A 22,583-nucleotide genomic window follows, 5' to 3' on the forward strand; every position below is an offset into this window, starting at 1 on the left:
CAACGCCCGTTGATCGGATCGCAACAAGCCTCAAGAAACTGTGCTGACGCTAGTATAGCAGACGGATCGATGCATGGTTGCCCAACCATCGCATGACCGCAAGCCCCTATCACCCCGCCGCAGCGGGGTGATGCCGTGCTGGCAGGGTCTATGTACTGTGGCAAAGGAGCAACGATGGTGGAACGCAATCGGTTTTTGACCTTGACCCCCGAGGAGGTAACCTTCACGGGGCCGCAGGATCGCTTCCAGAAGAATCTTGCCGCGTTGAAGCTGCTGCATACGCTGGCAACCACTGGCCGCGAACCGTCCCTTGAGGAGCGGCGGATCCTGGCGCACTTTAGCGCTTTTGGTGAGTCTGCCCACCTGAATCGTCTTTTTCGCTATGACCAGGCCCAGCGGCGTTATGTGCTGGCCTCGTCCTACCAACCGTTCCTCACCGAGGAAGATGGTCATCATCTGCGGAAAGCCGCCCTGACCGCCTTCTATACGCCGCTCGACCTGGTCAGCGTCATCTGGCAGGCGCTCCTGCACCTCGGGCTTGGGGCCCTGGATCGTCCCCACATCCTCGAACCGACGGCCGGGATTGGTCATTTCATCGCCGCCATGCCCGCTGACCTACGGGCGCGGTCGGCCATCACCGCCGTGGAATGCGACCCCCTGGCCGCCCGTATCTTCGGCTACCTCCATCCGGACGTCACCCTGCACGGGGGAAGCCGCCTCGAAGAAGTCACGCTCCCCTCCCAGAGCTTTGATCTCGTGCTCTCCAATGTCCCCTTTGGACACAAACCAGTCAATGACCCCACCCTACCGGCTGAACTGCGCCGTACCCTGCATGACTACGTGCTTGCCAAAGCCATGACCCTGGTGCGACCGGGCGGTCTCGTGGTGGTCTTGACGAGTTGGGGCACACTGGATAAGCAAACTACAACCGTGCGTACCGCCCTGGCCGCCGAGGCGACCTTGCTCGGGGCGTGGCGCTTACCCAATGGGATCTTTGCCGCGACCAGTGGCTCAACGAGTGCCGCCGATCTTCTCTTCTTCCAAAAGCGGTCGACCGCCGAACCATTCTCGGCAGCCAACCACACCCCCACGTGGCTCACGACCGCAGCCGCACCGTACCCGCGCACCCAGGCCCGGGGAGGCTTGACGACCGGATCACGGGTCACCAAAGTCTTCCCCACAACGACCGATCTCAGCACGGTGGAGGTAAACGTCAATCGCTACTGGCTCGCGCACCCTGATCACGTGCTGGGCGACGCAACCATCATCCCGTCTGACGGAAGCCTCTGGCTGCAGGTGCAGGCCCGCAACAAGCTCATCCCGACCCTGGCGCAGCACTACCCACGCGTTCTCCCCCAAGATGTGCTCACCCCGCCCAACGCCGCAACGGGGTGTGACCTCCCTGACCCAACGCCATCGCTAACGAGTGAGGCGATCACCCGACGGACAGCCCCGCTCCCCTTGGCGGTACCTGCGGGTTCCAGTGCCGCCACGCAAGCCCATGTGCTGGCGCTGATTGAACTCTACAATACCGCCAAAACGCTCCTGCGCGTCGAACTGGCCGGTGCCCCGGAGGCCGAGGTTGTGGCCGCCCGCGCCGAACTCAATCAACGCTATGATACCCTCGTCGCGCAGTACGGCGTCATCCACGATCAACGAACGACCCGCCTGTTACGCAATGCTCCCGAGTTGCAGTTTCTCCTGGCACTTGAACAGCATCCCCGCACGGGGGCAAGCGGACGGTGGTTCGCCGAGAAAGCCCCGATCTTCAGCCAACGCACCGTGCGCCCCCTGGAAGCACTGGCCGCACAGCCGCTGGCCCCCCTGGCCGCCATGCTCCGCTGTCTGGATGAACGCGGGACGCTCGATCTGCCGTTCATCGCCATACTCAGTGGCCGGAGTGAAGCGCAGGTGCTTGACGACCTGGGTGAGCGGATCTATCGGCTGCCCGGCACCACCACCTATGAACTCGCTGAGGTCTATCTCAGCGGCCCGGTCGTGACCAAGCTCCGCGAAGCCCGCGCCTGGGCCGAGCGCGATCCCACGTTCCAGCGCCATGTGGCCGCGTTGAGTGCCGTGCAACCCACCCCGCTGGGGCCACAGGACATTCACCTCAACCTCAATGCCTTCTGGCTCCCCGATGAGGTCATGACCGCGTTTCTCAAGCACATCTTACCCGCATGGACAGGCGCGGCCTGGTATGATCACGCCTGCAGCGAGTGGCGGGTCAGCGACCCCGATCAGGCTGGGGCTCGTGCGGTTGACGCCAGTTCACGCTGGGGAACCCCCCGCGCCAATGCGATGACGATTCTCCACGCCTCGCTCCGTGGTCGCCCCATCACCGTCTACGACACGGTCAGCCTAGGGGCGCGCGACAAGCGGGTGCTCAATCCAGCCGAAACCGTCGCCGCCCAGGAAAAACAGCACGCCCTGGCGACGGCCTTTCAAGACTGGGTATGGCAAGACCCTGACCGGGCGCAGGCGCTTTGTCGCACGTATAACGACCGTTTCAATGCGATTCGTCTGCGCACCTACGACGGCAGCCACTTATCCTTTCCCGGGATCAACACCCAACTGTTACGCCATGGCGACCTGTCCGACGACCAGAAAAACGCCGTCTGGCAAATCTTGCAGTCGCCCAGTACCCTGGTCGGCTTTGCCGTCGGGGGCGGAAAAACCTTCACCGCGATTGCGGCTGCGGTAGAAGCGCGCCGGATGGGCCGCTGTGCCAAAGCCATGGCCGTAGTGCCCAATACCCTGGTGGGCCAGTGGGCCACAGAAGCGCGCCGCCTCTACCCTGGTCTCAAGGTACTGGCGCTGGCCCCAGAGGAGATGACCAAGCACCGACGCGGGATCGTGCTCAGCCGCGTGGCGACCGGTGATTGGGATCTCATTGTCATCGCCCACACCAGTTTCACCCTGCTCCCTATCGGCAGCGAGGTGCTGCACGCGTTTCTTGACCACGAGAGCGGCCGTCTGCGTACCTATCTGGAAGAGCAGCGAGCCACAGCCGTCACCCCCGAAGAGAAACGTTCGCTCAAGCAGATTGAAGACATGTGCGGCAAGCTCACGGATCGGCTCCTAGGCATGGCCGCCGCCATCGACCGCGACAGTAGCCGAACGATCACCTGGGAAGAATTGGGCATCGATATGCTTATTGTCGATGAAGCCCAGGCCTTCAAGAATCTGTATACCCCCACGCGCCTGGCCCAGCTCGCCGGCGTGCCAACGCAGCATGTCCAACGGTCGCTGGACATGCGCATCAAGACCTGGGATTTGCTCCGGCGTCAGCAGAAAGTGGTCTTCTTGACCGCCACCCCGATCATGAATGCGATCAGCGAAGCCTACGTGATGCAGCTCTATCTGCAAGAACAGCAACTGACGCAAGCAGGTATTCACCATTTCGATGAGTGGGTCTCCCTCTATGCGCAGCCTGTCACCGCCTTCGAAATGAAACCGGATGGGTCGGGGTTTCGCATGCACACCCGCCTGGCCCAGTTTATTAACGTTCCCGAATTGACCACTATGTGGCGACAAGTGCTCACCATCCGCACCAAGGCGCAACTGGGCCTGCCCGAGCCCCGCCTCGTGACCGGCAAGCCTATCACCGTAGTGGTGCCCCCCTCGCCCGCGTTGCAACGCTTTGTGCAGCGACTGGGCGAACGAGCCGAAGCAGTACGTATGGGCCAGGTTGATCCCACCGTGGATAACCTGTTACGGATCGTGAGCGATGGGCGTCTGGCCGGACTCGATCTTCGTCTGGTGCTGCAGCAGGCTCCCCGTCAACAGCACACCAAAATCGCTGCACTGGTCGCCAATGTCGCCCACCTCTACCACACGTTCGCAGCGGCCAGCGCGACCCAACTCGTATTCTGCGATATTGCGACCCCCAAGGGAACGGCCAACCAGCGTGAGCCAGTCACCCGGCTGACCACGGACACCTCCCTCCCAGAAGGGCAAGCCGGGAGCGCCGAGGTGGTCACCCGCGAAGAACGCTGGCTCAGCCATTTCGTCTACCACGAAATTCGCGACGGCCTGGTGCAGGCTGGCGTGCCACACGCGCAGATCGCCTTGATCCACGCCTATCAGACCAGGGCTCAGCGCGAGGAGCTCGGCGCCGCCATGAACGCTGGACGGATCCGCGTCCTCATCGGTTCCACGGCGATGATGAGTACCGGCCTGAACGTGCAACAACGCCTGCTCGCCCTGCACAACCTGGATTGCCCCTGGCGTCCTGGCGACCTCGAGCAACGCCACGGACGCATCTTGCGCCAGGGCAATCAATGGCCGGAAGTCTTCATCTTCAGCTATGTCACCGAAGGTTCTTTCGACGGCTATCTGTGGCAGACGATTGAACGGAAAGCGCGGTTCATTACCCAGGCCCTGACCGGCGAGCTCACGGCACGCACAATGGAAGACACCGCAGACATGGTGCTGTCGGCGGCGGAAGTGAAAGGGTTGGCGAGTGGCAATCCGCAGATCCAGCGCAAGGTGCAACTGGAGATCGAACTGGCGCGGCTCGAACGTATCCGCCGGGTCTGGTACGACACGAAGTATCAACTCCAGTGCGATCAGGCGAGCCTGGACGCGACGATCGCCGCCGATCAGCGCCGCCTCACCCACTGGCAGCAAGCCGATGCCGCCCGGGACGCGCATCCCAGCAAACCGTTTCGGGCGAAGGTACGCACGGCCGTTGACGACAGCACTTTGCAGACCTTCACCCGCCGGGACGAAGCGGCTGACGCGATGACCAAGCTGCTCAGCCCCTCGAACCAGGCCGTTGCGAACAAGCAGCAGGCCCGTCAGATCGTTGTGGCCCACTATCGCGGAGTACAGGTCGTGGCCCAGCTCCATCCGGTGTTTGGGGTCAGCATGAGTGTCTGGGTCACGTGCCCAGCCACCACCGCGTCGGCAGAGCCCGCCACCGTCCACCTCGATGCCGTTATCGCAACAACAGGCACGGGCCTCTGGCAAAGCATTGACTACCTGTTAACGCACGCCCCCGACACGATCGCCCGGATCGAAGCCCGCATCGCTCGGGCGCAGCTCCGACGCAGCAACATCAGCGCGGAACAAGCGCGTGACGCCACCTGGGACGGACAGTCCGCCTATGCTCGGGCGGCCGCAGAACTGAGTGCCATCAACACCGCGATCAGCGCCGCCTCAGAAGCAACAACCGAGGCGGCACCGCCTGCCGCGACGACCGAGCCAACGGAGAGCGCAGTACCGCAATGGCGTGAGGAATTGCTCGCGTTGGCCCAGGCCGGACGTGGCAGCGCAAGCTGGGCCACCAGCACCATGCCGCACGTCCCGCTCGCACCAGCAGCTCTGGCCTGGATGGAGGAAGAAGCGGATCGCCAGGCACAGCAGGCGTCAACGGCAGCCACATCAACCACCGACGCACCAGCAGCCATCACCACAGCCAACGGGCTGATGAGCACGACCCTACGCGCACGTGCGTACGGGGGCCATGCAATCTTGCTGAGCGAAGCTTCGCCCCCAGAGCAGCCATCCCTTGGGGATCCCCCAACGGGACACCCCGAACAGCTTCCCCTCTGGTGACGATGAGGACAGCGAGGAGCGACGCGACCCAACGCTGCTCGCTGTCGCACGGCATGACTGGAGGCGCAGACGCCCAGACGCTTGGGCCATTGATACGCCGGGTCGCAGCGCCACATCCACTCGTTTTGCCAGGGAACCCCACTGGTGGTATGATGTGCAGTACATGCGTTCTTTTCTTTGCCTGTCATCGACATCGCACCCTGTGACAGGCGTTGTTTCCGCTGAGGTCACGCGATGGCGCTCGATCATGATGGCATCTTCAAGCAGTTGCTGAGCACCTTTCTCGTCGAGTTTCTCGACCTCTTTGCCCCCGATATCCTCGCCCTGCTTGATCCCGACACACTGACCCTACTCGCGCCCGAGTCGTTCGTGGACTTGCTCGATCCTGACCGCCGCACCGCTGACCTGGTGGTCCAGGCGCAAGGACGTGAGGGCATGGCAACCTTCCTGATCCACCTGGAGCATCAAGCTCAGCGCGATGCTCAGTTGCCGCGCCGGATGTTTCGCTACTTTGCCCGGTTCTATGACCGATACGACCGGCCCATTTATCCGATTGCGCTCTGTTCGTATCCGAGTCCGCGTCGGTTAGCCCCCCACCGACACGAGGTCACGCTTGGTCACCATGAGGTGCTCCGGTTCGAATACCTCATGATACAATTGAACCAGTTGGACTGGCGCGCCTATCTGAGCAGCACCAATCCGCTGGCAGCTGCGTTGATGGCACGCATGCGGATCGCCCGTGAAGAACGTTGGCAGGTCAAAGCAGCGTGTCTGCGGATGCTGGCGGGCGTGCCAATGACGGCGGCGCAGCGTCGGATGCTGGCAGCCTTTGTCAGCATCTATCTCCCGCTCAATGGCGACGAGACCCGTCGGTTTGAGGCGGAAGTTGCCACATGGCAAACACCAATCCAGGAGGCTGTGGTGGAATTGATCACGGAATGGGAATTGAAAGGCCGCCAAGAAGGCCGCCAAGAGGAACGCCAGACCTTGCTCCTCCGCCAACTCACGCGCAAACTTGAACCGTTGCCTGAGGGTACCCGGCGTGAGGTCTTGGCCTTGACACCCGAGCAGTTGCTGATCTTGAGTGAAGCGTTGCTGGAGTTTGGCACGCTCAACGATCTGACGAAGTGGCTTGCGGAACAGCCAAGAAGCAACGCATAGGCTTATGGGACAGTCGGCATGGGTCGGCTGGATCAGGCCACGGAGGTGGCCTTCGCTCCCGGATAGCCGAGGGCTGAGCAACGGCGACCTGACCGGGCCGCCGTTGCTCAGCCCTCGCTTTGATCGCAGGGCGATTGCATCTTCCGTGTATGGACCCCGCCAAGGCACTCGCAAGGGCACCCGCAAGGGGTGCCCGTACACCGGATTCGGCCCCCGCGCCGGTACGGGCACCCCTTGCGGGTGCCCTCCCCCTTGCCGGTGCCCCGTTGTTGGCGGGTGCTTGATGCCGTGGAACAGCGGCGGAGCTCGACATGCTTCGATGCCACAGGATCGCAGCTGATCGGCGTTGATGCGCCCGTGTGCGCCGCTGGTTGCATGCACATGCGGCCCCAGAGCGCGTAAGGTTGTCTCCGCTTTCGTATGATGCCATCGCCCTACCCATGATCGCCCACTCGGTTGACAAAAAGCGGTGCATCCTCTATGATCTGTTGTCAATACGTCACCAAGCCCTGGGGCAAGCAGGTGCATCACCACCGTTGCAGGCCGAGGGCGAAGCGATCACCAGAAGAAGGGCAGGCATCCCCCTATGGCGGAAACGATCGATCATCTGATTGGACAGCGCCTCGCCCATGCCCGCGCCGAGGCTGGATTGACGTTACGCGAACTCGGCGCACGCCTCAACTGGGATCACTCGACGCTGTCGAGTTATGAGACCGGACGCCGCTCGTTAAGCCTGCCCCGGCTGATTGCCCTGGCGCATGCCTTAGGCCGCTCCCCGTCCGCCTTGCTGGCAAGCTCTGAGGAAACGGCGCAGCTCATTGAACGCATTGAACGCCAAGGAGGGCATACCAACCTGCTCAGCACCACCAGCGTGGGCAACCTCCTTCAGGACGAGCCGACGGTGCCGACGCCACCCCAGCAAGGAACCAGCATGACATGAAGGAACCAAACCTTACCCTCCAACAGCTACAAACGATCGACAGCTTGCCCATCAGTGGCACCAGCCTTGACGTCCTGGATATGGAACGGGTGCGGGCGCACATTGCAAGTGCGACGAAACAACTCCGCTTCAATGGCGACCCTGATCCGATAGCATACCTCATCCGGAGCCGTTGTATGGTCAAGGAAGGCGCTGAATTGCTGGCCACGCCCACCGGGATCCTCGCGTTTGGGCACGAACCGCAACGCTACTTTGCCAACACGGGGGTCAATATTGTCCACTATCGGGGAAGCACCCCGAATTCAATTGAAGTGATGCATATCGAACGGAGCATTGGCGGCACGGTATTTGACCAGATCGCGAGCATTGAGGCGTATCTGAAAGCGCATAACCGCCGGGGCATGACGATCGAGGGTGGGTATGAGCGCGTGGAAATTTATGAATACCCACCGGTCGTGCTCCGCGAATTGAGCGTCAATATGATTGCGCATCGGGACTATCGCGATCTCTACACGCAGGCCATCGTGAAAGTCTTCGATAATCACATTGAATGGAACAATCCAGGGGGCCTGCCTGAAGGCGTGACGATCGACCGCTTGTTGGATGTGCAGCGGAGCCGTAATCCGGCCCTCTTCGCCCTGCTCTTTGAGCGGGGCTTCATTGAAGGGGTGGGCCAGGGGCTTGATACGGTGGTGGCAACCCTGGCCCAGGCGAAGATGCGCCCGGCTGAGTTTGAAGATATTAACAATGCCTTCTTTGTGGCGCGCGTCTGGCGGCGGCCCATCGAAACCCTCTTCCAGCAGGATATCTACGCCCAACTCAATGTGCGCCAGAAAGAGATGATCGAGATTATGCGCCAACGGGGTGAAGTGACGCTTGGCACCTTGAAGGACATGCTTGGCGCTGACATCAGTTCACGCCAGATCTTACGCGATCTGCATGGCTTGATGGAGCATGGCTTTATCAAGGTGATCGGACGCTCACGCAATACCCGCTATTGCTTGCAGTAGGGGCAAGGCTCTGTCGCCCGTCGACACGAGCGCAAGGGCAGCTTGGCGCAGAAGGCTGACCCGTGTTGACGCAAAGACGCAAAGGTTTGACGGATTGCATGCGCAGCTTTGCGCCTTTGCGCCTTTGCGTCAAAAGGCGGGGGCGGTAGCGCACCAAGGCGTTGCCCGACATTGCGCGACCTACCGGATGGCGCACAAGCCACCCCGTGCCGGCATAGCTCCACCACGGTTGCTCGACATTGCTCGACATAGGACATGTCGAGCAAATAGCCCCCTGACGGCCATGAGCGACCTGCTGGCAAGCCACACCCTCCAGCCGCCATGTCGAGCAACGAACCATGCGCTTCGAGGCGCGTAAAAGCCCTTGAGAAAGCCATAAAACACCTTCAGCACTCCGCTAATTATGCCGTTGCTCGACATGAAACGGCGCATCATGTCGCGCAAATACCCCTGCATGTCGAGCAACTGGTCAAAAAATGTCACGCAATCCTCTTGAACATGTCGAGCTATTTCGCTATGCTAGAGAGCAATTCGAGGGGGATCAAACCCTCACCGTACGGCCCCGCAACGGCCAGCAGAACGACCCGGAGGCGCTGCGTTTGCGTGGCCGACCCAACGAGCATGGGTTGCGTCCCAACCGGAGGCCCGCCCACCGACAAGGAAGAGCGTATGCGCCCAGCAGAACACGTCCATCCTCATCTGCCCCCCCTGCGCCTCGTCAACCGGCGCACCGGGGAATATGTCGGGGCGTGCCCGTTTTGTGGGGGCACCGAGCGCAGTGATCGCTTTCACGTTTGGCTCGTTGCCACGGGTTCGCGTCCAGCGCGGCGCTTCTGGTGTCGTGCCTGTGGACAATCAGGTATGCTCGACCACCATTTTGGGTCGCCAACGGCTCCGTCGCGGTGCTCACATCCACGTTGGCAGTCCACGAACGAGGAACGGCCCACGAGCCCGGAGCCATGTGCCGCCCACATTCCCTTCTATCGCGAGCTGTACCACCTCGTGGTGACATGGGCCAGCGGCTGGCTGCTTGACCCGGCCAATCCTGACCCGCTCGCCTATGTGATGCAGCGCGGCCTTTCCGTCGCCAGTGCCAGGCGCTATCGGTTAGGCTATTGTTTGCATGATCCCGCAGCCCTGATCGACTATCTCGCCCAGCAAGCTCCAGCGCTCTTCCCCTACGTGGAGGAGGCCGGGCTGGCGGTGCGCAATGACCAGGGCACGCTGCGGACGCATTGGAATCTCTGTGGGGCGCTGATCTTTCCCACCCTCGTCGCAGACGCAGTCGTGGATCTGCGCGTCCGTCGGGCCGGGCAGAAAGCCAAATCTCTCGCGGGGAGCATGGAGGCGCGGGGGGCCGTTTTCCCAGTCGGCTGGGATCATACGGCCACCGCTCCAACCGTCATGCTGACTGAGAGTGGCGAGTTCAAAACCCTGGTTCCCCAGGCCGCCTACGAAGCAGGCTTGCTTCGCTTTCCAACCCTTGGGCAGCCCGGTCTCACCAATGCCCGGGCCGAATGGGCGCGCTTGCTCGTAGCCCGAGGGGTAGAGCGCGTCATCCTGGCCTATGATACCCAACCTCGCCCCATAGATCAGGGCTGTCGGCGGCTTGCGCCTGAAGAGGTGGCTTCGCTCCGCTATGGGCTGGTGCTCAGCGAAGCAGGCCTGCGCGTGCATGTGCTCCGCCTCCCCTTCGCACCCGGCACGGTGAAAGCCGATCTCGATAGCTTCTTGCTCAGCGAAGGGCCAGCTGTCCTCCAAGCACTGATTGACGCTGCCCCAACGCTGACGCTCTATCACGAGCGCGTCCCCCGCACCTTGCTCAAACGTGCGCGCTTACCCCTGCCTGAACGCTACCATCCGCAACGCACGTGCCCGCCACGGCGGGCCACACGGCAAAGTCGGCGGACCCAAGCAAGCCCGTGGGCCGGGGCACCACGCTCGTGCGCGAGCCCACAACGCCCAGGTCAACACGTCAGTGGGAGGCGTTCGCTAGGCGCGAGGCTCAAGGCAAGGTGCCACAAGATGGCCTCGGCCGCAACCAAAGAGGAAGGAACGCTGATGTAAGCAAACCGTTTGCACCACAACCGCCCAGAAGAGAACAACTGAGCAGTGGCCCAAAAGCAAAACGACGCGCATAAAAAAACGAAGCCCCAGACCACCATGCCGCCAAGCCAATGGTCAGGAGCCCGCTATCCGCGCGAGGCTTGATCGTAGCAACGATCAATCGTGCGCCTCTGCTCCGTATACTAGCAGCCCTTGATCCTGCTGTCAAGAGGTTAGGGGGATTTTTTACCCAAAAAGCACCCCAACGACCCAAGGCAGGTTCAGCATGAGCCCTACGGAGAAGTCCTATGATCCCATCTTGCGCCCAGACGACCACCGGACGCCGACGCACCGATACCGAATTTGAGGCGATGCTTGAGCTTGATCTGCGGAACAGTCCCGCCAAACAACGCGCCATGCGGCGGCTCCGCCGTCTGATGGATGCCAACGGCAAGGTCGTGCTCCGTGGGGGGGTGCGTGGCTGGATGGTGCTGCTCGACTGTGGGGCCAGTCGGCCCCGCTGGCTGTTGGAAGAACTCGCCGCATGCGGGCTGATCACCCTGGAGATTAAACCCGAGCGTGGTCGTATCCTGTGCGCGGAAGTTGCCGTAAGGGCAGCCTTCGACGACACGGCAGACGCGGCGGCCCCAGTGACGTCAACTGGTGTCCATCCCAGGATGCCTACGGATCCCCTGGCGGAAGCAGGAGCTGACCATCCAAACCATCACGAGGCAATGACAAATCCCTCCAACCCCGAGGCCTCCGTTCAGAGTCAGGCCAACCAGGGCGAACGCCTTGCCGACGCCGTCGCTGAACCAGCCTGCCCCACGCACGAGCCACAGGTCACCCCGACACCCAAACCAACAGTGAACCCGACGGGCATGGAAGCGGAGCGACCACGTGCGCCAAGCGTTCAGACCGGCTCTGGCTCGGCGGGGTTTGATCCATCCCGGATCGATCCCCCCCCACACCCCCCCATGTGGAAGCATGAATCTATGCAGCAGCAGCATGGGCATACGCAAAGCGAAAAACCGGGTGGGATCAGCTTCGTCCAAAGGCTGCTGCAAGCGTTTCCCGAGGCTGATCGAGCGCTGCTTACGGCATGGGCCAACAATCCGCTGGTGAACGAATGTGCGGCAGCGCTAGCGGCGCTCCAGGGCTTTCCCATGGCAACCCTAGCCGCGTGGCAGCAGGATCTAGCCGCGGCGCGGAGTCGGGCCAACATCGTCCTGCCCGAGGGTCTGGTGCTGGCATGCTGGAGCCGGGGCGAGCGGGTGAATGCGGCACGTATGCGCCCCAGTGCACCCCAGGGTTCACCCCATCAGACGCACCGCCGCTCGCAGCAGGCTCCTCCACGGGCTTATGACGCCGACCGGGTACGGGCACAACTCAAACTGCCGGCAGCGTTGGCCAACGACCCGGCGGAGGGCGTGACCGCTGACGAAGCACGTGCTGGGCATGTGTTGGGAAACACCGAACCTTCCGCGCTGGCTGACCCAGCGCCGTGCGTAGGCGCCATCCCGCAGCCGCAGCTGCGAACCGTCGCCCCAAGCCAGGGCACGGCGGGGGCGCACCTGGGCGACCGTGGCTTGGGTGATCCTGCCGCAGCTGCTGATGACCAGAGCGACCAGCGTGGCTTGGGTGATCCTGCTGCGGGTGCTGATGGCCTGAGCGACCAGCGGCCTGACCAAGCAACGATGGCGAGTGCTCGGCACGAGGAAGCCACGCTGGGGAACCCGCTTGCGGCAAGGCAAGCGTGGCAAGCCACCCTGGCGACGCTCCGGGAAGCCTGCTCACGGCAGGAGTTTGACACCTGGTTACGGGCGACACGGCTGATCGGCCTCGTCGACGGCCGCGCGACCATTCAGGCTCCAACGGAGCATCTGGTGCATCTGCAAGCCCGCTACCAGCGAGCCGTGCAACGGGCCTTACGTGATGTCCTGGGGCAACCGATCCAGGTGCAGTTTGTTGCTTGAACGAGAGCGGATCGAGGCCAGTGCCTGTGCAGACGGAGCGGAACGACGGGCGAGGTGTACGACGAGGCAACGTCGCAACCCCAAGAACGCTTTTGCGCTTGTGAGGAACCTATGCTACAATCGCCCGGCGTTTCTGTCATGCTCGCTCACAAACCATCGAAGTTGTTCCTCACTACCCTCGCCTTGTGCATGATCGTCGGGATGCGTCCACGATGCCTCCCCTCCGTAGCAGTTCCTAGCTTCGCCCTTTGCCTCTGCTTTGTTCGCTTCGCGATCAGTGAACATGCGTGTTCCTGAGCGTGGTTCGTCAGCATGCTTCCTTCACCTTGCGTATGCCTCCGCTGCCGTAACCCCTTGCCTGGAAAGAGGCGCCTATGCGGCAGACTTTGATGCGCGTCATCCTCGCTGATGACCATCCGATTGTGCTCGAAGGGCTCCAGAATCGCCTGGCGAACGTCCCCACTCTGACTATTGTCGGCCAGGCACGTTCGTTTGCCGATCTTGAACAGCAATTGCGCACCATCGCTGCCGATGTCGTCATTCTCGACCTGGTGGGTATGGGCCCAGCCCCGATAGCCTTTGTGTCCCGCTTGCAACGCACGTACCCAGACGTCCGGGTGATCGTCTTTTCCTCACGGGTTGATCTCGCTCCTGAATTGCTAGAAGCCGGAGCCCGTGGGTATGTGACGAAAGAAGAGTTATGGCACGATGTGCTTGATGCGATCCGCACCGTGATGGCAGGCGGCAGCTTTCATTCCATCCAGGTGCAGGCCTACCTCGATCAGACGGCCCGCACGATCAGCTTAACGACCCAGGAACGAGTCGTGCTGAAACTCCTGGCGCAGGGTCTTAGTCCGGCGGAAATTGCAGGGGAGCTCACGATTGGGATCAAGAGCGTGCATAACTACCTCTGGAACTTGCGTACCAAGACCGCGTGCGCGAATCAAGTCCAACTGGTTGATTGGTACCGTCGCGCCTATGGCGATCGTGGTGAGGTTGGCTAAATGCTTGCAAGCTGCGCTTGCTGCATTGCGGAGGAAGGAAGGGTTCAGGGAGGGCTTGCCCTCCCTGAACCCTTCCCTCCCGGAACTGCTCCCTGGAAGCATTTTAGGTTCAAAGTCGACCTATGAGTCATGAACTTTCTCATGTTCTCACCAAAGGGTGGTACTGCTATCTTGACCCTACCCTTCTGGTCGTTCCACAACCTGGAGGGCAAAGAATCAATGCGTAGCATAGGCAGGGAAGGATCCAAGTCAATGCAGAGCAGAGCAGTTGATGGCGACGCGCCGTTTCTGGCGCACGTGCGGCAGTTTCTGGCTGATCCGACGGCGGCAACCCCGCGTCGGATCTGGCTTGAAACGATGGCGAAGATGACTAGCGGCTTCGGTGCCGCCCCTGGGAGCAGTGACCCGTTCATCCAGGCCTGGCAGTGGGGCTACACCGCGACCTTGTTGCTGGATCATCTTCAGGATGGTGATGTCATCACCCCGCAGTGGGTCGCCGACCAACCCCTGGCGCTCCAATACCACCTGGCCTTCAGTAGTTACGTCTTAGCCCAGCGTCAGTTGGCCGCACTTGATCCGGCAGTCATTCCACTCCGCCGTTGCCAGCGGATCCAGGTGCTCTGGGCCGATCTGTTGTTCCGCTGTGCGGCAGGCCAGTATCGCGATCTCACCACGGTCGCGGAAGAAACACACGGGGTGCTCGGTGAAGAACCCCTTGCGGCCTATGAGCAGATCTGCGCCTACAAAACCGGAACTCTGTTTGCCCTGGCCTTTGGTGGGATTGCGGCCCTTGCCACTGATGCCCAACCCCTGATCGAAGCGGCCACGAATGCGGGGATGGTGTATGGCATGTTATTGCAATATTACGATGATCTCACTGATACCAACGCTCAGGAGCAACAACTGACCACCCTGACTCTGCAACGTGCGCTCCGGAGCATGAAGATCCATGCCGAAGAGCGTGAGCACCTGGTGGCGATTACGTGGTCGTTAGTCCATGCCCAGTACCTTCGTGCCTTGCACGCCATCCTGGCTCCCCTTCCCGATGAGGTACAAACAGTTATGCACACGATGATCGAACAAACTGTGGGCGGCCAACGGGATGACCTGTTAGAAGTCATGGTTGGGGCCGCGAGGAATCCTCATGCCCGCTAGCGTCTTTCGCCTGGTTGCCCTTGTGTTGTTGCTGGGTATGCTCACCGCGCTGGTCTTGCGCGCACCTATTCCGTCCCTTGGCCTGATCATTGATTTGCCGACGGGTGAAGTTGTGCTCGTCCAAGCCGATTCACCCGCCGATCAGGCCGGTGCCATGCCCGGTGATCTGGTGCATACCATCTATGCCTATCCCTGGAGCGCAACCAATTATCGCTTGTTCTTGCTCCCCTTGCCATGGCTCCCCGGCACGCCCACGCCCATCACGGTGGAGCGGGCCGGGCAGGTGGTTGCCCTGACGCTCCAGGCGGGTCTCCCGACATGGAGCGAACATGCGACCACGCTGGCGCATACCTTGCTGGCCCTTTGCTGTTGGGGCACGGGCTATTTCATCGGAACATCCCCCCGCGCCACGGAACGCCCGCTGCAATGGGTTGCCTGGTTCTGGGTCGTGCTGGGCTTTACGCTGGGTGTATTCCCTTTGCTCAGCATTACCTCGTATGTGCTCAGTGTCGCCCTGCTCTGGGTGCAAGGAACCGTCCTTGCGCCCAGTGCGGTCGCTTTGCATGCGTGGTATCCTACGCGGCCACGGCCTGTGGAGCGCAAACGTTACGTCTGGCCGTGGTTACTGGCAACCATTGTGCTCTTGCAACTAGGGGGGCTTGTCTTGCTCAGCATGACCGCTTCGCTGACTGAGGCATATCTCGTGTTGCAACGCCTGGTCTGGTTGCTCTTTCTGGGAGCCTTTCTGGGCAGTCTGGTGTTGCTCATCCACGCCTATCAGACCACCCTCATGGCCCATGTCCGTCGCCAGATCCGCATCATTGGGGCTGGTTGTCTGCTGGCGCTCAGTTGGGGTCTCTTGCTCTTGCTGCTTACCGGCATCCTTGCCTCGCATGGCATGTTTGTGCCCAATGGTACCTTTACGCTTGGGACGGCGGTCATCCCTTTGGCCTATCTCCTCAGTGGCGTCAGTGCCGATCTCATGCGCCCGGATCAGGTGCTGCGACGAGTCGTTACCTATGCGCTTGCCGCGGTGAGTGCGCTGACCCTGGTGGTTCTGCTGACGATGTACGCCCTTATTCCGGCCACGCCCCTGGTGGTCTTGATCCTCGCGGTGGCGTTGTTCGTGCCTTGTCGCCAGATTTTCCAGCATGCGCTGAACAGCACGGGCGATGAACCCAATGCGCATCATTTGCGCCAGATGACGGCCGAACTGGCGACCATTCTCGAGCCGAATCTGCTGGTCACGACCCTTGCTGACGGTTTGGGGCGGGCGTTGCATGATCCCCCGCTCGCGATTTACGTCCGACGAGATGGCAGTGATGGCCCCTTGACCTGTCTGGTCAAACGGTCGTTCGTGGGGCCGGAAGTACTCGATCCTACGAGCTTGGCCCCCTTGACCCGTCAACCGCAGGCTCTCCTGCCCCTCACGGAGGTGCAGCGCTTGCTTCCACCGAGCGACACGGCATGTCCTGAACTGACCGAACTGCTGTTTCATGAGGCACTGGTGCTTGGCGGTCTGATCCAGCGCGTTGATGGAGTGCTGCTGGGTTTGGTGCTCCTCGGACCGCGGGGTGATCGTGATCCCTATCGTCCGCACGATCATCAGGCCCTCGCTCAGGTTATGGCAGGGGCGTCCCTGGCGCTGACCAATAGCCTCAATTATCACGAACAGGTGCATGCGCGTGCCCTGATTCAACAATTGTACGAACATAGCCAGCAAACTGCCGAGGTGACGACCACCCGGATTGCCCATGCGATCCACACCGATATTCTTGGCACCCATCTGCGCCTCAATATCATGGATCTTCAGCGCCTCGTCGACGATCCTGTGGCAACGCCCGTGCATGCCCAGGTGTCCACCGTGTTGGAACGTGAGCATCACATGAACCAGGCCCTTCGCCGTCTCTGCGAAGCCATTGATGTCTTGAGCTCCCTCGAACCGATGGGCTTAACGTTGAGTTTACGGAAATGTACTGATCTCGTGCGCCCTTCCTGGCACGGCGATCTCACCTTTACCTCCGATGGGGAGCCCGTTCCCGTTAGCGAGCGCGTGCATCGCGCCCTGGTGCATATCACGCGGGAGGCACTGGTCAATGCGTGGAAGCATGCCGTCGAGGCGACCTGCATTGGCGTCAGTCTTCGTTTTCCTGAGCCAAACCACCCCAGTTTGATGGTGCGGATCTATGATAATGGGCGGCATCCTGCGGTGGTGGTTGCGCGCCCCGGACATCTCGGGATTCAGCATATGCGCGAAGCAGCGCGTACCATCGATGCGACGATCACATGGGATCATCCACCTGGTGGCGGGACGGTGGTCGTCGTGGTGGTGCCCCATGAGGCGCTGGGCGCAGATTACGTCCGCCTTGATGCGGCGATCGTTTCGCCGCGCCAGGGATACCTGGCCGCAGCACCGGACGATACGCCGGAACATGATTGAGGATGCAGCATGAAGCTTTCTGAAGTGGGTTGTCCGCCAGCCTGGCCTATGCTGGTGCGTCGTTCGCCGGGTCTCCGCAGTGGCTTGTATCTGAGCTCAATGGTGGCCGTGCTCTGGCTCGCTTCACGCGTACCACGACCGAGCACCGATCGCCTGCAACTCCATCTGCACACCGTGGCGACCCCGGGGGTGCTCATCATGACCGAGTGCTTTGTGCGGCTTCAGCCCGAGGAACAGCGTTCCTGGTTGCGGTTACCCCAGGTGAGCGACGTCCGCCATGGCGTGATCGGGGGCGTCCTGGGGGCCAGCGCCTTGACGGGCATGCTGGCCGTTGCGGCGCGTCTGGGTTGGGTCAGTGCCCCTGCGTGGGGCTGGGAGGTGCAACCCCATCGTCCGGCTGAGGTGCTGCTGGCGGCGACCTCTTCCGCAGCCCAGACCGTGTTCCTGGTCTTCAATGAGGAGATGGTCTTTCGTGGCTATGGCTTTGATACCCTGCATGCCGCGCTTGGGCTGCCCGGGGCCACGCTCGTCAGTGCCGCTTTGTTTGGCCGCTATCACGGCCCTGGGTTCCGCCGGTGGCTTGGCTTGAGTGTCGCCGGACTCTTTTTAACCTTCGTGCGTCGGCAAACCGGCACGCTCTGGTGTGGCGCGGGCTTCCATTTTGCCTGGAATGTCATGCAAGAAGCAGTGTTTGGCCCTGAAGATGGGTTGCCCTCCCTGCGCCCCCTCCGGGTGCATGGGCCACCCGCGTGGATTGGGAAGCCAGGCACCCCGGAACCTGGGTGGTTACAGGTACTGACGACGGTCATCCTGGCTGTCCTGGCAGGCCTCGCGCTCTGGCGTACACGACGCCAGGCCAACCAACACGAACAAGGGTAGGTGTGTTGGCAAAAGGTGCGGATGGCATGGGTCATGGTGGACAGGTGAATCTGGTTTGCGCGGGAAGCCGGGTAGGCTGAGAACGCTCTAGCGGTGGAGATACTGGTATGCCCCACGCAATTATTGTGCTGCATGATGTGCATCCCGAGGCGGTGGCAATGGCCGTTGCCCGCCTGACGGGGCACCTGGGGAGCACGGAACTGGGCTTGCAGATTGTGGTGCATGGGGAACGGGCGGATGGATGGCCGCTGCTGGAAGCCGTGCTGAAGAGCCGTGGGCTCAATGCCAGTGAATGTGCGATCATCCGCCTTGATCTGGAAGGTCAGACCCGCGCTGGCATTGCTCACCAGTTACACCTGGCCCCTGGCAGCATCACGACCTATTGGAAACAGATCTATCAAAAGTTGGAACTCGCTGATCGCGCGGCCGTGCGGGCTTGGCTGCAACGGCTACGCCAACGCTTCGCTCAGCCCTTCGACCCTGAGGAGCGCTGAAGCCCAGAGCAGGTCGGTGGGCAATCGTCACGCCAGCGCGCTGAGCAGGCGGTGGAGCAGTGCTTCGTCGGCGCGTTCGATGACTGCGATCAAGGCGACCGCTTCATCATGGACGGCGAGCAGCGCGGCTGGTGTCGTGCCATAAACGGTGGCAAGGAGGGCGAGCCGTTCGAGGGGCGGCTGCGCGGTGCCGTTCTCGTAGCGCACGAGTTGCGTGTGGCCCGGCAGACCCGCAAGCCTGGCCGCTTCGCGCACCGTCAGCCCAGCCGCAAAGCGGGCGGCACGCAGGCGCCGCCCTACCCGTTGCGCGAGGCGCTCATGCTCCATCAAATTCCTCCAGCCCGTGCTGCTCGATCCGTGGTAATTCTTTGCCGGTCAGATCGCGGTAGCGATCCTGGATAAATTGCACGACGTCGTCATAGCGTGACGCTGGGAGATCGGTGTAGGTACTGACCCCAAAGCGGGCATTGACCTCAGCCCAGCTGCGGCGGATAGCAAGGCCAGGGGCCAGATCGGGAGTTTGCTGCGCGCGGGCCTGGCCCCAGGTCTGCACCATCCGGTAGATGGTTCCCCGTTGCGTTGGGCTCAGCCGCGTGTGGGCCTGATGCTCGAGCTCCTGCACCCGCTCACGGAGTTCGCTCAAGAGCGAGCGGAGATCGCGGTAGGCTGTCCGCGCACGCGCCTGACTCTGCTCAAGCTCGGCCTGGCGCTGACCTAAGACAGCCAACTGGCTCAGGGCCTGATCAATGCGATCCAGCTCACTCAGATCCTCGATCGTACTGCTTGGCGCATCGGGCAGCCCAGTCAGTTGCGCGAACGCCTGACGCACAGCGCTGACGAGATAGGTTTTGACATAACTGAAACGCTCACGCACCTCCGGGTTCACGCGGCGCTGTTGCACGCTCAGCAACCACAGAGGCACATCATCAAGCAAGAGGAAATCGCGCGTGCGGATCTGTTTTCCTCCCACTGACACGCGGAAGGGGGCCAGGCGCACGTCATCCATGGTCAGAATGCGGCGACGCTGTGAGGCAACATCTAGGCCGAGGGTTGCACAGAGGTCGCGTAAGTCGAGAAAGATCAGGCCATCACCAGAACGCACGGCGAGCACGACACCATCAAAGAGCGGGATCGGGAGTTGCTCATGGGGCGACGGTGCCGAGGCAGGCAGATCGCTGGACATCATGTTCTCCATAGCCCTTGGTGCTTCTTATGCACCAAGGGCAGTCATATGACACTGTATGGTGCGTTTGAAGCACCATATGGGGAAGTATACCACAGTTTGGTGCGTTTGAAGCACCGGTAAGACGGGTTTTTTGACGCAAAGGCGCAAGGGCGCAAAGGGTTGAAGGAGCAACGGGTTTTTTGACGCAAAGGCGCAAGGGCGCAAAGGGTTGAAGGAGCACAGGTGTACGACTACCCCGCAAATTGCGGGATTTGGGGTCGGGTGACGCAAGGGTTGAAGGCGCACAGGTGTACGACTGCCCCGCAAATTGCGGGATTTGGGGTCGGTTCGCACTCCGTATGCAGCTGGTTTTTTGACGCCAAGGCGCAAGGACGCCAAGGGTTGAAGGCGCACAGGTGTACGGGTACCCCGCAAATTGCGGGATTTGGCAGGTGTGGCACTCCGTATGCAGCTGGTTTTTTGACGCCAAGGCGCAAGGGCGCAAAGGGTTAAATACGCACAGATATACGAGTACCCCGCAAATTGCGGGATTTGGGGTGGGGTGGCGCAAGGGTTGAAGGCGCACAGGTGTACGGGTACCCCGCAAATTGCGGGATTTGGGGTCGGGTGACGCCAAGGGTTGAAGGCGCACAGGTGTACGACTACCCCGCAAATTGCGGGATTTGGGGTCGGGTGATGCAAGGGTTGAAGTCGTACAAATGTGTGACTACCCCGCAAATTGCGGGATTTGGCGCGGGGCAAGAAAGCTGTCATTGCTTGTTGCGCGCGGCCTTCAGGGTGGCAAGGGACTGTTCAATGCTCTGCAGGGCTTGTGTCGAGGCTTCATTCAGCGTGAACTGTTCGGCGTGTTGGGCCAACTCCGCCAGGATGGTGGCAATTTCCTGGAGCGCAAATTGCATCGGCAGGGCGTCTGGGCTTGCGGGATCAAGCCCTCCGCTCGCCAGGAGGGCCACCCTGGGCGTTGCGCCTTCAGCGCGATCAGCGGGTAGGGGTTGCGGCCCCGCCGCACGCCCTGACTCAACCGAGGCCCGCTTCGCGGCGCGGATGGCGCGATCAACCTCGGCGACCGTGGGGGGTTTCTCGGCCGTCAGCACGACCTCGATCACTTCAAACGGGGTTGACTCACGGGCGAGGCGTTCGGCCGTCGATTGACTCAAGCGCCCTTCGGCGACGGCGCTGCCAAAGGCCGGGTGCTGCATCGCGAGCTCGTAGATCCGCAACAACCGTTCAGCGGTATCCGTTGACGTCTCGGTTGCCTCAAGAAACGCATACCATTCGCCGTGATCTGCCTCCACCCGTGCTTCGCGCAACCAGCGGGCCGCTTCAAGCAGGGCTTTCCCGCTTCGCCGCCGGGCCCCGATGTAGTTGCGTGCCAGCGCCTGCAGTTCCTCACGCAAGCTGAGGACGGCGTCCGAGAGGGGGATGTCCACGTCGTCAGCCGTGGAAATCGTAAAGGGTGACCCACGCTGCAGGGTGGTGGTGGTTGGGACGGGCTCCTGGCCTTCAGCATCCGGCGACGAAACCGTATAGGGCGCTCCTTTCTGGAGCGGAACCCCCGTGCCGATCAGACCTTGCAGCCGTTGCTTACCGTTTGCCATAGCGTGCGGCCACCTCCTGGGCCAGTTGACGGTACGCCTGGGCCCCACTGCTCTCGGTGGCGTAGATGCTGATGGGTTGCCCGGACGCAGGTGATTCGACGAGTTTGACATTGAAGGGGATGACGGTTTGAAAGACGAGCTCGCCGTACTGGGCGCGAATGGCCTCTTCCACCACTGCATTGACGCTGGTACGCCGATCAACCATCGTGACCGCAATGCCGCCAATCCGCAACGACGGATTGAGTTGCCGGACAATGCCAATCGTTTCTTCTAACTGAGGCATGGCTTTCAACGCAAAGACGTGGGCCTGCAACGGCACCAGGACGGCATCCGCTGCCGTGAGGGCATTGACGGTAAAGACCCCCAGGCTGGGAGGACTATCGACCAGAATGTAGTCGTAGGCCCGCCGTGTCTCCTCGATGGCTGTGCGTAACAGCAACTCACGGCCAAAGCGTCCGGCGAGCGTCAGTTCGGCCCCGGCGAGCGCCAGGGTCGCCGGGATCAAATCCACCCCATAGTTGGTGGTGATCGTGGCAAAGCTGGTGCCCAGCGTCGGATTTAAGAGCACTTCATAGACGGAATGCTCGATTTCGGTGGGATCATAGCCAAGGGCCTGGGTCAGGTTGCTTTGCGGATCAAGGTCAATCAACAAGACCCGCGCACCCGCCTGGGCGAGCTCGACGCCGACGGAGAGCGCCGTGGTGGTCTTGCCAACCCCGCCTTTTTGCATCGCGACAGCCAGCACGGTCATGGTTCGCTCCTCTGCGCTACCAGGGTACGCTGGCGTCGCGGTAGGGGATGGGCGGCCCGGACTTCGACGAGGTGGGCGACGCTCTCTTCCGTGATCGCCAGCGGTGCCGTCGGATAATCACCGAGCGGGTGGGCTTGGAGCAGCCCCCGGCTGACATAGCGGCGCACTTGCCGTGGGGTCACCCCGAGGCGTGCCGCCGCCTGGCGCGTTGTCAGTAGCATCGTTCCTCCTCATGTCCTACCTGGGACATTGTACCCTACCCTGGCGTTGAGTGCAAGACTACGGCACGCCAGCGCTGGCACGCTGACCTTTGGGAACCCGCCGCAAGCCGCCGCGCTTGAGCGCGTGCGGTTAGGCGGGTTTCTTGCTGGCTTCAGCCAA

General features: G+C 61.8%; 16 protein-coding genes. 11 read left to right on the forward strand and 5 right to left on the reverse strand.

Features of this window, described 5'->3' with window-relative positions; genetic code table 11:
* Positions 1 to 174 precede the first annotated feature (174 nt).
* The 11 genes from A9Q02_RS21195 to A9Q02_RS21250 all read left to right on the forward strand — a co-directional run bounded on the left by A9Q02_RS21195 (position 175) and on the right by A9Q02_RS21250 (position 18,667).
* Positions 175 to 5,562 (forward strand): helicase-related protein, encoded by a 5,388-nt coding sequence (locus A9Q02_RS21195; RefSeq protein ID WP_172451243.1) that lies wholly within the window; start codon positions 175 to 177, stop codon positions 5,560 to 5,562.
* A 234-nt stretch (positions 5,563 to 5,796) separates the two neighbouring features.
* Entirely contained in the window at positions 5,797 to 6,723 is a 927-nt protein-coding gene (locus tag A9Q02_RS21200; protein ID WP_097655074.1) for a DUF4351 domain-containing protein, read from the forward strand.
* Between the two features lie 586 nt (positions 6,724 to 7,309).
* The gene (locus A9Q02_RS21205; RefSeq protein WP_097655075.1) at positions 7,310 to 7,663 is read left to right on the forward strand and encodes a helix-turn-helix domain-containing protein; all 354 of its coding nucleotides are present in this window, start codon (positions 7,310 to 7,312) and stop codon (positions 7,661 to 7,663) included.
* Positions 7,660 to 8,673, forward strand: coding sequence for an ATP-binding protein (locus A9Q02_RS21210; protein ID WP_097655076.1), 1,014 nt, complete (start codon positions 7,660 to 7,662; stop codon positions 8,671 to 8,673). Before A9Q02_RS21205 ends, A9Q02_RS21210 begins: the two co-directional genes overlap by 4 nt.
* A gap of 669 nt (positions 8,674 to 9,342) precedes the next feature.
* Positions 9,343 to 10,740 (forward strand): hypothetical protein, encoded by a 1,398-nt coding sequence (locus A9Q02_RS21220; protein WP_097655078.1) that lies wholly within the window; start codon positions 9,343 to 9,345, stop codon positions 10,738 to 10,740.
* Between the two features lie 287 nt (positions 10,741 to 11,027).
* Positions 11,028 to 12,695 carry a DnaA N-terminal domain-containing protein gene (locus A9Q02_RS21225; protein WP_097655079.1) on the forward strand — a complete coding sequence of 556 codons (1,668 nt, stop codon included), beginning with the start codon at positions 11,028 to 11,030 and terminating at the stop codon, positions 12,693 to 12,695.
* Positions 12,696 to 13,069: 374 nt separating this feature from the next.
* Positions 13,070 to 13,699, forward strand: coding sequence for a response regulator transcription factor (locus tag A9Q02_RS21230; RefSeq protein WP_097655080.1), 630 nt, complete (start codon positions 13,070 to 13,072; stop codon positions 13,697 to 13,699).
* 252 nt (positions 13,700 to 13,951) lie between these two features.
* Positions 13,952 to 14,854, forward strand: a complete 903-nt coding sequence (locus tag A9Q02_RS21235) for a polyprenyl synthetase family protein (RefSeq protein ID WP_172451245.1) — start codon at positions 13,952 to 13,954, stop codon at positions 14,852 to 14,854.
* Positions 14,844 to 17,294: a hypothetical protein gene (locus A9Q02_RS21240; protein WP_097655082.1), complete on the forward strand. Its 2,451-nt coding sequence runs from the start codon at positions 14,844 to 14,846 to the stop codon at positions 17,292 to 17,294. Before A9Q02_RS21235 ends, A9Q02_RS21240 begins: the two co-directional genes overlap by 11 nt.
* 9 nt (positions 17,295 to 17,303) lie before the next feature.
* A complete protein-coding gene (locus A9Q02_RS21245; RefSeq protein WP_097655083.1) occupies positions 17,304 to 18,173 on the forward strand; it encodes a CPBP family intramembrane glutamic endopeptidase in 870 nt (289 codons plus the stop codon).
* Between the two features lie 107 nt (positions 18,174 to 18,280).
* Positions 18,281 to 18,667, forward strand: coding sequence for a LuxR C-terminal-related transcriptional regulator (locus A9Q02_RS21250; protein WP_097655084.1), 387 nt, complete (start codon positions 18,281 to 18,283; stop codon positions 18,665 to 18,667).
* Between the two features lie 27 nt (positions 18,668 to 18,694).
* Here the strand turns inward: A9Q02_RS21250 and A9Q02_RS21255 are convergent, their stop codons facing one another.
* The 5 genes from A9Q02_RS21255 to A9Q02_RS21275 form a co-directional block, all read right to left on the reverse strand.
* Positions 18,695 to 18,994 carry a helix-turn-helix domain-containing protein gene (locus tag A9Q02_RS21255; protein ID WP_097655085.1) on the reverse strand — a complete coding sequence of 100 codons (300 nt, stop codon included), beginning with the start codon at positions 18,992 to 18,994 and terminating at the stop codon, positions 18,695 to 18,697.
* Positions 18,984 to 19,862, reverse strand: coding sequence for a phage antirepressor N-terminal domain-containing protein (locus A9Q02_RS21260; RefSeq protein WP_097655086.1), 879 nt, complete (start codon positions 19,860 to 19,862; stop codon positions 18,984 to 18,986). The genes A9Q02_RS21255 and A9Q02_RS21260 overlap by 11 nt, the downstream gene beginning before the upstream one ends.
* A gap of 740 nt (positions 19,863 to 20,602) precedes the next feature.
* Positions 20,603 to 21,451 carry a DUF3102 domain-containing protein gene (locus A9Q02_RS21265; protein ID WP_097655087.1) on the reverse strand — a complete coding sequence of 283 codons (849 nt, stop codon included), beginning with the start codon at positions 21,449 to 21,451 and terminating at the stop codon, positions 20,603 to 20,605.
* Positions 21,438 to 22,202 carry a ParA family protein gene (locus A9Q02_RS21270; protein WP_097655088.1) on the reverse strand — a complete coding sequence of 255 codons (765 nt, stop codon included), beginning with the start codon at positions 22,200 to 22,202 and terminating at the stop codon, positions 21,438 to 21,440. The genes A9Q02_RS21265 and A9Q02_RS21270 overlap by 14 nt, the downstream gene beginning before the upstream one ends.
* On the reverse strand, positions 22,199 to 22,423 hold the full coding sequence (locus tag A9Q02_RS21275; protein WP_097655089.1) for a MerR family DNA-binding transcriptional regulator: 225 nt from the start codon (positions 22,421 to 22,423) through the stop codon (positions 22,199 to 22,201). Before A9Q02_RS21275 ends, A9Q02_RS21270 begins: the two co-directional genes overlap by 4 nt.
* Positions 22,424 to 22,583 lie beyond the last annotated feature (160 nt).

Source organism: Candidatus Chloroploca asiatica (assembly GCF_002532075.1).
GTDB classification, from domain to species: Bacteria; Chloroflexota; Chloroflexia; order Chloroflexales; family Chloroflexaceae; genus Chloroploca; species Chloroploca asiatica.